This window comes from Okeania hirsuta (assembly GCF_003838195.1).
Classification (GTDB): domain Bacteria; phylum Cyanobacteriota; class Cyanobacteriia; order Cyanobacteriales; family Microcoleaceae; genus Okeania; species Okeania hirsuta.
Window position 1 is genome coordinate 21,778 of sequence record NZ_RCBY01000066.1, and the last position, 12,277, is coordinate 34,054.

Genomic DNA, 12,277 nt, shown 5'->3' on the forward strand with positions numbered 1-12,277 from the left:
TTAATCTATCGCCAATTGCGATTTTCTAAATCTCGGATCTGACGCTCCAAACGGTCCAAACGACCCCGGAGTTCGTCCAATTCAGATTGACGAGGAACACCTATATCCTGCATGACATTCCGCATTTGTCGCTGCATCTGAGTTTCCCAGTTTCCCTGCTCTGACTTAAGTTGCTGCATTATATCATCAACAAAAGTTTTAGCTTGGTCTGGGTTGATAGTACCATCTTTAACCCATTGGTTAGTGACTTCCTGTATTTTTTCGGCCACTAGGGAAGTTGTACCAATGCCGATCATTAAAAGTTGTTTAAGTAGATTTTCAGTATTATTCATATTTTTTTCCTATTTCTATATTTTAGGTATCAAGGAGCAACAAACTTAGAATTAAGCTACAAATTTAAACTGTAGATGAAAAAAGTTGTTGAATTTATATATCTAGCATAATCAAAATGTCAAATTGTCCTCGTTGTCATCAACCAATTGATAGTCAGGCGATCGTTTGTCCGCATTGTCGATTTTCTCTTAAAGCTTTTGGTCATCCAGGAATTCCTATTTATCACAGTCAAACAGAAGAATATTTGTGTAATAGCTGTATCTACCATTTTGATGATACCTGTAATTTTCCTCAACGTCCTTATGCTAAAAATTGTACTCTTTATCATAACCAATCTGAACCCCTTGTACCTCCTACTAATTTTAATCATATTAGTTGGTTTGGAACTGTCAAATTTTGGCTTCAAAGAAATACTATTTGGTGGTTATTGTTAAGTTTAGTTCTTATCAGTTTGATAATGTCTTTATAATTAATTTTATTCTGATACTATATCTGATTCAAAAACTGGTGTAGCAGTGGAAGGAAAGCTTTGAATATGTTCTAACCTTAAAATTAAAACAATGTAATTTTTTTCCTTCTTCCTTCTTCCTTCTTTCTTCTTCCTTCTTCCTTCTGCTATAAATAAAACCAGAAAATTGTACCCAGTATATATAGTCATCTTGAACAATTTTTCAGTCATTACTCAATATATAAAAAATTTTAAACCCTGATTCCTGTCCCCTAATTCTGGAGTTTATTTACATCTAAATAATTAATTTTTTTCTGATACTATAGTCATTTAAAATAAGAATGAAACACTTTTTTAGGTGAAACTCTTTCAAAGCCATAAATCCTTGTCTCAATATCAAATGAAATAACTATATATTTGGCTAAAAAACTGGTAAATAAAATCAGAAAACTTTACCCAGTATATATCGTCATCTTGAATAATTTTTCAGTCATTACTCAATATATAAAAAGTTTAAAACTCTAATTCCTGTTCCTTAGTTCTGGAGTTTAGTTACATCTAATAATTAATTTTTTTCTGATACTATATCTGGGTCAAAAACTGGTATAGCAGTCGAAATAAAGGTTAGGATATATCCAAAGCTTAAAACTCAGAAAACGTAATTTTTTTTCTTTTTCCTTCTTCCTTCTTCCTTCTTCCTTCTGCTATAAATCAAACCAGAAAATTGTACCCAGTATATATAGTCATATTGAATAATTTTTCAGTCATTACTCAATAAGATAAAAAATTTTAAACCCTTATTCCTGTTACCTAATTCTGGATTTTAGTTAAATCTAAATAATTAATTTTTTTCTGATACTCCAGTCATTAATCACTCAATATATAAAAAAATTAAAACTCTGATTCTTGTTCCCTAGTTATGGAGTTTAGTCAAATCTAAATAATTAATTTTTTTCTGATACTATATATGACTCAAAAACTGGTATGGAAGTCGAAGGAAAGGTAACGTAATATTTTAACTTTTAACTTTTGAATTTTAACTTTTGAATTCTTCCTTTGACTTTTGACTTTTGACTTTTGAATTTTAACTTTTGAATTATTCTAAAGTTGAGTTACATCTAACAATTGATTTTCTTCTGATACTATACTTTGCTGAAATACTGGTAAATCAAACCAAAAAGTTGTACCTACACCAAGTTCACTAACTAACTGAACCTTACTATAATGCTTATCCATAATATTCCTGACAATAGACAAACCCAAACCAGTTCCTTCCAAAGTATGAACTCGATTTTCTACTCGGAAAAACCTCTCAAAAATAGCCTCTTGGTCTTCAGGTTCAATACCACTTCCCGTATCTGAAATTTCAACTCTAACAAACTTTTGACAACTTGATTCTGAGGGTAAATGTAAATCTATTGGTCGAGGAGGAGGAGGAGAAACTATCCATCCTCCCTCTTCAATTTGTTGAGCTTCAATATTGCAAACTTCTGAGTCAGATTCTAATATATATGCTCGAATTATTATTTTCCCCCCTGCTTCAGTAAATTTCATAGCATTGCCGACTAAATTAGCAAATACTTGTAACAATAAATCGTAATGACCCACTACAGAAGGCAAGTTAGGTTCTATCTCATAATTTAACTCTATTCCTTTATCTTTAGCATTAAGTTGATAAGTCCTTAAAGTTTGTTCTATAGGTTGAGCAATATCAACAGCATCTAGATGATAAATATGACAAGATTCCAAACGACTCAAATCTAAAACATCATTAACCAAACGAGTCAAACGGTCTGTTTCGTGATTAGCAGTTTCCAGAAATTCCCCTCTTTCTGTTTCACTTAAATCTTCCCCATATTCATACAAAGTTTCGATAAAAGATTTAATATTAAATAGAGGAGTTCTTAACTCGTGAGACACATTACTAATAAACTGACTTTTAGCTTCATTTAACTCTACTTCGCGAGTAATATCCTGCACAGTCATAGCAATTCCTTTCAGACTATCTCGGTACTGATAATTTAAACCTTTTTCTAATTTATGTTCATAAAGAGTACATTCAATAACTTCAGGACGTTCAATAGAATTGCAAGTATCATCTGCATCATAAATACAACTTTGACAAAGAGACTCTTTACCTGGTGCTCTATGTAACAAAACCGTTGTTAATAACACTCTAATTGTACGTTTATTTGGCTCATCCAAAGTACAGCAATATTCACCACCTTCTATTTCTCCTCCAGCTATTTGATAAAGCGGTCTACTAATTTCCATTTGTACAGCTACAGGAAAATAATCAATAATATTTGCACCCACAACATCTTTTCCTTCCCAACTAAAAATTCGCCTAGCAGTAGAATTAACTAACATAAGTTGTAAATTAGCATCCAACAATAAAGCACCATCAGCAATAGTCGAAACCAAAGTTTCTAACTTAGCTTTTTCTGCTCTTAATTCTTCAATATTTTGCTTCTTATAATTCTCTAACTGCTCCGCCATTTCATTAAAGCTAAAAATTAGTTCCCCTAACTCTCCTCCAAATGGTAAATCAATCCTTTGCTTAAAATTTCCCTGGGCAATATTTCTCACACCTTCTGATAATTCCTTAACGGGTTTAGTAATAATCAAAGCATTAAATACTGCCCCTAAAATTACCATTGCCCAAATCGAAACAAACACTGCCAAAGTAACATCTCTTGTAAGATTTGAAGAAATAACAGCAGTAGGATTAGGATTAATTCCTATTGCCAAAACTCCTAAATATTTACCTTCTTGAATTAACGGCACAAAAACATCTGTTAATTCTCCATTAGGAGTTAAATGTTGTCGCACCATCGGTAGGACAGACAAATTTCCTGCCTCTACATTGGCCATAAAATCTTCTGGTAGTTGAATGCGACGGCGTAAAGTCAGGGACGTCTTTACCTCTGATTCTGAGAAAGGCAGACCAAGGAAAATTTTTCCTTCCTCATCGGCGTAGAGCATATAACGAACACTAGAGGTGCTGCTGTAGAAAAGTCGAGAAAAACGCGCTACTTCGTTGCGATCGCCTTCTGCCACTAGAGGAGCGACATTTGCAGCCAATAATAGTCCCAGGTCTCGACCATAGCGAGTATCATTGAGACGAGCATCCTGTTGAATAGTATTTACTGCCCAGAAAGAAAAACTACTCATTAGTAGAGACACCATAAGAGTGACTACTGCCATGAGTTTGGTCTGGAGGGTAAACTCAGACCACCAGTTAGCGATAATTTCTCCGATTTTTTTTAGGAGGGCAAGCATTTTTTTAAGTCAAAAGTTTAAATAAAGTTATAAAGTTAAAGGTCAAAATTTATTAGGCATTTTTGACTATATTATTAATTAGGATAACTAAGAATTCTTGAAAGCTCAGATTTATTTTATTTATATTCTGAATTGGCCGGGTGCATCTCATAATATTTGCAAAAATACTTTTTTCCTATATACTTGATATTCCCTGTTTCCAGATGAGCTGTTGCCTAAAAGCGATAAATTTTTGGCTTTATTCAAAATTGAGATGTACCTGATTTACCGAATCATTAATTATTTATTATTAAATAATTATGGTTTAAAGCTTCCCCTTTTAAGGGTAAAAAAGCGGTCGTTAGCGCAGTTTCCCGTAGGGTGGGATGGCGTTAGCGAAGGGGTTCTGTCAAGAGCGGTTCTCCTCGCCATCTCCAATCAAGCAAGAGAAGAAATAATATTTCCTGATATTCAATTCCGTAACGGTTTGAACCAGAGGTAATTATCAATTATCCATTATCCATTAATGAACAGATCCAAAAATCCGATCGCCAATATCCCGCCGATAATACATTTGGTCAAACTCTATAGAATCTACAGCATTGTAAACTTTTGTCCTAGCTTCAGAAAAATCAGACCCTATTGCTGTTACTCCTAATACACGGCCACCATCAGTTACTAACTGTTGTTCCTGTAATTTAGTTCCGGCATGAAATACAGTTACTCCAGTAGCTTCAGCTTTTTCTATTCCAGAAATTACTTTACCTTTCTCATAAGCTTCTGGATAACCCCCGGAGGCTAAAACTACACACACTGCTACTCCTGGTTTCCAATTTATCGGAGGCAACTCAGCTAAACGCTGTTCACAACAGGCCAAAAATAACTCTTCCAATGGAGTTTCTAGCAGAGAAAGAATAGATTGAGTTTCTGGATCGCCGAACCGACAATTAAATTCTAAGACTTTTGGCTCTCCTGTAGGACTAATCATTAATCCAGCATAAACAATGCCTCGGTAGTCTATACCACGTTTTTGTAAATTAGTCAAAGTTGGTTCTAGAACTTCTTGTTGAATTCTGGTCATTAGTTCTGGTGTAATGATGGGAGTGGGAGCATAAGCGCCCATACCTCCAGTGTTGAGTCCGGTATCTCCTTCACCCACTTGTTTATGGTCTTGAGCTGGCAATAGGGGACGAATAGTTAATCCATCAGTGAGGGCTAAAACCGATACTTCTTGACCTGTGAGAAACTCTTCGATTATCACAGACTGGGTATCTGGCTCGAATTCTCCTTGAAAGATGGCATCTATGGCATGATGAGCCATTTCAATTGTAGTGGCGACGGTAACTCCTTTTCCTGCAGCTAGACCATCTGCTTTAACCACTATGGGAACTTCTTTGATGTAAGCTTTGGCAGTTTCGGCACTGGTAAAGGTGGCTGATTTGGCCGTGGGAATATTTGCTTCGGCCATGAAATCTTTAGCCCATGATTTACTAGCTTCGAGAATGGCTCCTGCTTTGATGGGGCCAAATATTTTGAGGTTTGGTTGTTGTAGATAGTCAGTAATGCCCAGGGCTAAGGGTACTTCTGGGCCAACTACTACTAGGGAAATATTTTGGTCAGCAATAAGTTGTTTGAGGGCTGAGAAGTCTTCAACTGGAATGGGTATATTTTGGCATTTTTGCAAGGTGGCAGTACCGCCGTTACCAGGGGTACAAAATATTTGTTGAACTTGGGAAGAGTGGGATAATTTCCAGGCGATCGCGTGTTCTCTACCACCGTTACCTACTATTAATATTTTCACGTTTTTTAAGTTAAGAAGGAAGAAGTAAGAAGGAAGAAGTAAAAAGTAAGAATACTTTAGTTATCTAAGAGAGAATACTTTATGCTAAATCCGATTTAGAAAAGTTGATTATAGATATCTATGTTATGCCTTACCCTATAATCACTCTATAATAACCAGATTTGTTATTAGTTATCAAGAAGAGAAAGTTAAATTTTAAATAAAGTATCAAAGTCTGACTAAAAATAAGGATAGGTAGTTAAGTTGATATAGTAAAGATTGCTTGTTGAGATGAGTTGGTTAATATGAATGATAATTTTCAAGTACTTAAAAATGACGATGATGTTTTGTTATTTTGCAAAGATAAATTTACAGTTTGCAGATTTAAAGAATTGTGTTTAGAGCCAATAAAAGTCACAATTTATTCACCGCAGGAGAATCGCCAGAATCGACTGTTGGTAATTTTTGTCAGATTAAGTGGAGGGTTTATTGTCGATAAGAAAGTACATATAGGATTAAATAGTAACAAATGGGAATCAGTGGCTGAAGAAATAGAATGTCAACTCTTAAAAGTTGGTGATATTTAGCAAATCGTCTTCTTTATAAGAAGAGGTAATTATTAATTATTAATTATTAATTGTTGAATACCTATCGGGAATTCTATTGAAGCAGGAAGAAGTAGAAACTAAGAAGATAAAATCAGGAGAGCAACCATGACCCAATGCCTAAACCCAGATTGTTTAAAAACCAACCCACCAGAAACAAAATTTTGTCAAAGCTGCGGTGAAAAATTAATTTTAGTCGAACGTTATCGCGCTCTAAAAATTATTGGGCAAGGTGGTTTTGGCAGAACTTTTCAAGCTGTAGATGAGTACAGACCATCAAAACCTTTTTGTGTAATTAAACAATTTTTTCCTCAAGCTCAAGGAACCAAAAACCTAGAAAAAGCTTCCTCATTATTTGCCCAAGAAGCTGAACGTTTAGATAGTTTAGGATTACATCCACAAATTCCCGAACTTTTGGCATATTTTACTCAGGATAACAGACAGTATTTAGTGCAAGAATTTATCGACGGGCAAAATTTACAACAGGAGTTAGACTTGTCAGGAACTTTTGATGAAAGGCAAATTTGGGAGTTATTAAAAAGTTTATTGCCCGTATTGGAATTTATTCATTCTCGACAGGTAATTCATCGGGATATTAAACCAGAGAATATTATTAGGAGAAGGAAAGATAAGCAATTATTATTAGTAGATTTTGGGGCAGCTAAATATGCAACAAAGACTGCTTTAGCTGTGACAGGAACTGTAATTGGTTCGGCAGGATATGCTGCCCCAGAACAAGCATTAGGCAAAGCAACTTTTGCTAGTGATATTTATAGTTTGGGTGTGACTTGTATTCATTTATTAACTCAGGTGGAACCTTTTGATTTATTTGATGTGAGTGAAGGTGAATGGGTGTGGCGAGAATATTTAAAGTTTACCGTAAGTGATGAAGTTGCTAAACTGTTAGATAAAATGATTATGGGAGCGACTAAGAAAAGGTTTCAAAATGTAGGAGAGATATTATCGGTTGTTAACCCTAAATCTCAACAAAAAATTAACTCTACTTATAAACCCAAAATATTTCCAATATTTACAAAAGAAGAAATGTTTACTTTTGAGGTTGTGACGGTCAACAAATCTGGCAAAACTATCAAGCGCACCCAGAGAAATGTGAGGCAAAAAATAGAAGATTTAGGTAATGGTATTAAATTAGAAATAGTTTATATTCCTGGTGGTAGTTTTCTCATGGGTTCACCGAAAAACGAAGCTGGAAGAACTGATAAAGAAAATCCCCAGCGTCAAGTAACTCTTCAACCTTTTTGTATGAGTAAATACTCCATTACTCAAGACCAATATTTAGTCATTATGGGGGAAAATCCTTCCTACTTTAAAGGAGGAAACCGTCCAGTAGAGAGAGTGACATGGCATAACGCTACAGAATTTTGTCAAAGGCTATCTCAGAAGACTAGGAAAACCTACAGACTACCCAGTGAGAGTCAGTGGGAATATGCTTGTCGCGCTGGTACGACTACTCCTTTTTATTTTGGCCCTACTATTACGACTGATTTAGCTAATTACAATGGCAACTATACTTATGGCAATGCGCCTAAAGGTCTATATCGAGAACATACTACTGATGTGGGAAGTTTTCCTCCCAATGCTTTTGGTTTATATGATATGCATGGGAATGTAGACGAGTGGTGTCAGGATATTTGGCATAATAGCTATGAAGGTCTACCCACTGATGGCAGTGCTTGGGAAAGTAGCGAAAGTATTGAGTTACGAGTACTCTGTGGAGGTAGTTGGAATGATTATCCCTGGTGGTGTCGGAGCGCTGATCGTGACTGGGATGATACAAACATTTGCATTAACAATGTGGGTTTCCGGGTGATTTGTTTGTCATTTTAGTCTCTCATTTTTTCCACTTAGTATTCTGGTCTGCTCTTTTCCTTTTGTTCTTTGAATCATTTAGATTCTATGTTCCCATATCTGGTGTTCCCTGTTCCTTGTTCCCTTTGACAAAAATTGGATATATTATTTGCAAAACAGTTAAAGCTTATCAAAAAGCTTAAAACCTAGACAAAGCAGAATTTTTCCTCTCCTACGGAATGCTGCGCAAACAGCATAATTGTCCTCTTCTTCTATGCATAGGATAAGTGTACGCTTAGGTTATAAAGAGAGGAAAAATTCATTCTGTGAAGCTCCAAAAAACCGCGTTGCAAAGATTTTTCCCCTTGCACTTTCCAAAAATTCGCGCTCCGATTTAAAAATTGCGGGTTGTTCGTATACACGCATGATTTTTTATTCAACCAAGTAGTGGGACAGCGTTTCACAATAGTATTGCTCAAATTAAAGTATTGGTATAAATAAAAACTTCCTGATCACAAAACGGCAAATCTATCAACCCATCGAAAAATGAAGAGAGGAAAATTAGTCATTCATCTCAAAGTAAATTAAGAGCGATCGCTCCCCAAACAACGACATAATAGGCATTTGCAGCTTCAAAATCTTGTTAAGTAATAAAATACCAATGGATTATATCACTATTTATAATATTACAAAATTGAGCAAAAGAGCTAAAAAGATTGAAATTTCGTGAATTGATAGAAAAAATTTTTCTCCTTTTTTGTCAGAGATTAATGACAAAGTTTAAAATTTTCAAACTAAAAACTCAAACTTATAACTAAAACTTAAAACCTACATAATTTGAGATTTTAAGTTATGGGAGCTATAGATAAAGCATTATAGTCAAGCTTATACAGCACTACGCAAATAGGTTAGGACATATATAAATGCTCAAAGTTAGTCAGGGATTACTTCTGACTTTTGACTTCTGACTTCTGACTTGCGCGTAGCGCTATATTTGCCCACCAAACAAATTGAGAATAAATAATCGGAATTAATTTGTTGAATTTCTGAGGTTAACCTAACCCCTATTTAATTAATTTAACTCATCAGCGATCGCGCGAAATAAAGCAACAGTTTCCACATCATCAATACTCCTCAAAATATTATTACTAGAACCAGTTTTTACCCCAACAAAATTATTTTCTGGATTAATATAAATATATTGTCCCCAAGCACCAGTCGCACAATAATCACCATTTGAACCTTCAGGAATCCACCAATGATATTGATAACCCCACTTAAAATAAAGCTCATCTGTCGCCCCTGGTTGTAAGTGAGGAGTATCAGGAATTGTTGACTCCTTTACCCAACTTTTAGGAATAATTTGTTGTCCGTTAAAATACCCATTATGCAAATAAACTAAAGCAAATTTTGCATAATCTCTCAAAGTACAATTCATCCCACAAAAAGTTACTTCAGTTCCATAATTATCAGTTAACCAATAAGCATCTGATTCTGCTCCCATTGGTTGCCATAATTTCTTTTCTAAATAACTGACAATATCTTGCCCAGTAACTCGCCTCAACAATAAACCTAATATCTGAGTATTCAAACTGATATATTCAAAGTAATTACCTGATGGTTCTTTAGCAGGATAATTTAAAATCACCTTCTCCATCGGTCGCATATACAAAAATAATTTATACAAAAGTTTATTAATATCAGAATTATCATCTTCGTAGGCTTCACTAAAATTTATTCCAGAAGACATTTGTAGAATATGCTTAATTGGTACATTGTTATATCCAGATGCTTTTAACTCTGGCATATATTTAGTAATTGAGTCATCAATACTGTGAATATAACCATCATTAATCGCAATACCTATTAAGGCAGAAATAAAACTCTTTGCCACTGACCAAGAAGTTTTTTTATCATTTTTTGTATAACCTTGAGAATATTTTTCATAAACAATTACATCATTTTTAACTATTAAAAATCCTGTATTGCCTGTGCGTTGTAAAAAGTCTTTCATTGTCCGAGTTTCACCCTGAAATTGATAGGATGTATTCAGGTTGTACAAATTTTCTTGAAAATTATAAGGTTGAGTAGAACGATAAATAATTTTACTGGGAAAAACCCGATCCATATTGCGGAAATTATTTACCCTTTTATCATCATCAAACATAGTTATTTTCGGTTCTAGATAAAAGCGCCAAATAATCAAGCTAGTCGCAATTAGAGGCACAATAAAAATCAGGATAAAATTGATAATATTCATAGTTATTAACTGAAATATAGCCTTTCTCAAGTTACTGAGGTAAAGTTGTTTTTCTTGTTTTCTATTCCTTACTCCCTACTCCCTACTCCCTATCTAGATAAAAGCGCCAAATAATTAAGCTAGTCGCAATTAGAGGCACAATAAAAATTAGGATAAAGTTGATAATGTTCATATAGCAATCAGGAATGAGTTGTGAGAATTGAGATGTTCCTTAAAAGTATAGAATATAGCAATTATTATATTCATATGATATGTTTTTTCTTCTTCTCTGTTCCCTGTTCCCTGTTCCCTAAAAGTTTTCAATATCTAACAACTCAAATCATATTGCTATAGTTATTAACTGAAATGTAGATAGAGATACTTCTGAAGTAAGGTTAAGGGTTTTCCTCCGGAATGCTCCGCAAATATGTCGGCGACAGCCGAAAACGTTATTCATGTTATCATCGGTGGATAAAATTGACTAGGGATTAACAAATGCCGGATGATTTAGTACCATTTCTTATCGGTATAAGTATTTTGATTTTTTATCTAGTATTCTCAGCTATGACTGAAATGGGAACAAAATGGTTTGATAGGAAAAAATGATTAATACTGTTGCTCTAACTCTTCCTGAAAAAAGAATTGTTTTCTATAACTTGAATTGGCATAAATACCAAAAAATTCTTGAAGCTCTGGGAGAAAATCGCAATGCCAGAATTATATATGACCAAGGAATATTGGAAATTACTATGCCTCTGGAAGAACATGAATTTGCTAGAGAAATAATTGGTTTATTTATCAGAATTTTAGTTTTTGAAATGGGTTTAAAAATTAAAACTTTAGGTTCGACGACTTTGAATTATCCACAGTTAGACAGAGGTGCAGAACCTGACAATTGTTATTACATTCAAAATCAATCAAAGGTGGCAGGAAAAAAAATTGATTTAACTGAAGATCCTCCGCCTGATTTAGTAGTAGAAGTTGATATTACTCATACCGATATTAATAAAGTTAATCTTTATGCGAGCATGGGAATCTCAGAATTTTGGCGTTATAACGGAGAAGTTTTACTAATTTATAAACTGCAAAATCAAAAATATGTTGAAGTTGAAACTAGCCCTACATTTCCTAAGATTTAAAAAGCAATATTTTATGAGTTTATTGAACAATCAAAACTAGATGAAGTAGAAGCAGAAAAAAAATTAAGAGCTGATTTAAGTAATTAATAATTAATAATTAATAATGACTAATTAGGTAGGTGAGCAGAAATAAACACAATATTAGAGGGCGGGTTTTTAGCACTCGAGCGTGCTTAAGTCAAAGCTTTCGTTTTGGTTAAATCCGCTCATACAATTTTTTTAACGTTTAATTAGACTTACCTACTTAATAATTACCGAAAAATCGTGGTCTAAAGCCTCCCTTTTTAAGGGGATAAAAAAAGAAAATACGGAATTTTCTTGCTTCCTTATTACAGAGGCGCTGTTAACTGATAACTGAAATTACCTCTCCTAAAAACTGATAGGACTGGCGAACAGGATTTTTTTTGTTTTAAAGAAGAGGCTTTAAACCTTAATTATTCGGTAACTGAAAGAAGGTAAAAGTTATAACAGGGAACACTTAATTGGGAACAGCGGAAAAAACATTATCTAGTCTAAGATTCATCATTCATCATCAGCATAAATCCTAACAGCTTTGGCTATTGCTATATCTGAGATTTAAAATTTAAAACTTGAAGCTAGTGGGAATTAGTTGTTAATTGAAAAAAAGTAAAAATTATCTAAAATTTAAAATTTAAAACTTGA

Annotated in this window: 10 protein-coding genes; 5 read left to right on the plus strand and 5 right to left on the minus strand. The window is 34.1% G+C overall.

Translation table 11 applies throughout. The annotated features are described in order from the left end of the window. Positions 1-5: 5 nt before the first annotated feature. Positions 6-332: a phasin family protein gene (locus D5R40_RS13290; RefSeq protein WP_124145028.1), complete on the minus strand. Its 327-nt coding sequence runs from the start codon at positions 330-332 to the stop codon at positions 6-8. A 116-nt stretch (positions 333-448) separates the two neighbouring features. Here D5R40_RS13290 and D5R40_RS13295 point away from each other — a divergent pair, with 116 nt between their 5' ends. After that, positions 449-802, plus strand: a complete 354-nt coding sequence (locus D5R40_RS13295; protein WP_124145027.1) for a zinc ribbon domain-containing protein — start codon at positions 449-451, stop codon at positions 800-802. 6 nt (positions 803-808) lie between these two features. Here D5R40_RS13295 and D5R40_RS13300 read toward each other — a convergent pair whose 3' ends face one another. Together D5R40_RS13300 and D5R40_RS13305 are read right to left on the minus strand one after the other, a co-directional pair. Further along, the gene (locus D5R40_RS13300; protein WP_124145026.1) at positions 809-1,012 is read right to left on the minus strand and encodes a hypothetical protein; all 204 of its coding nucleotides are present in this window, start codon (positions 1,010-1,012) and stop codon (positions 809-811) included. Positions 1,013-1,882: 870 nt separating this feature from the next. After that, on the minus strand, positions 1,883-4,063 hold the full coding sequence (locus tag D5R40_RS13305) for an ATP-binding protein (protein WP_124145025.1): 2,181 nt from the start codon (positions 4,061-4,063) through the stop codon (positions 1,883-1,885). A 211-nt stretch (positions 4,064-4,274) separates the two neighbouring features. Here D5R40_RS13305 and D5R40_RS35185 point away from each other — a divergent pair, with 211 nt between their 5' ends. Beyond that, positions 4,275-4,544: a hypothetical protein gene (locus D5R40_RS35185; protein ID WP_124145024.1), complete on the plus strand. Its 270-nt coding sequence runs from the start codon at positions 4,275-4,277 to the stop codon at positions 4,542-4,544. A 21-nt stretch (positions 4,545-4,565) separates the two neighbouring features. On the opposite strand, the gene purD is transcribed toward D5R40_RS35185, so the two are convergent. Then, a complete protein-coding gene (gene purD / locus D5R40_RS13315) occupies positions 4,566-5,843 on the minus strand; it encodes a phosphoribosylamine--glycine ligase (protein ID WP_124145023.1) in 1,278 nt (425 codons plus the stop codon). 284 nt (positions 5,844-6,127) lie between these two features. Between purD and D5R40_RS13320 the strand changes: the two genes are divergently transcribed. Continuing rightward, the gene (locus D5R40_RS13320; RefSeq protein WP_124145022.1) at positions 6,128-6,409 is read left to right on the plus strand and encodes a hypothetical protein; all 282 of its coding nucleotides are present in this window, start codon (positions 6,128-6,130) and stop codon (positions 6,407-6,409) included. Between the two features lie 126 nt (positions 6,410-6,535). Next, the gene (locus D5R40_RS13325) at positions 6,536-8,275 is read left to right on the plus strand and encodes a bifunctional serine/threonine-protein kinase/formylglycine-generating enzyme family protein (RefSeq protein ID WP_124145021.1); all 1,740 of its coding nucleotides are present in this window, start codon (positions 6,536-6,538) and stop codon (positions 8,273-8,275) included. A gap of 1,033 nt (positions 8,276-9,308) precedes the next feature. On the opposite strand, the gene D5R40_RS13330 is transcribed toward D5R40_RS13325, so the two are convergent. After that, complete coding sequence (locus D5R40_RS13330) at positions 9,309-10,496, minus strand: serine hydrolase domain-containing protein (protein ID WP_124145020.1); 1,188 nt, start codon at positions 10,494-10,496, stop codon at positions 9,309-9,311. 581 nt (positions 10,497-11,077) lie between these two features. Here D5R40_RS13330 and D5R40_RS13335 point away from each other — a divergent pair. After that, on the plus strand, positions 11,078-11,614 hold the full coding sequence (locus D5R40_RS13335) for a Uma2 family endonuclease (protein ID WP_205127369.1): 537 nt from the start codon (positions 11,078-11,080) through the stop codon (positions 11,612-11,614). Positions 11,615-12,277: the final 663 nt, after the last annotated feature.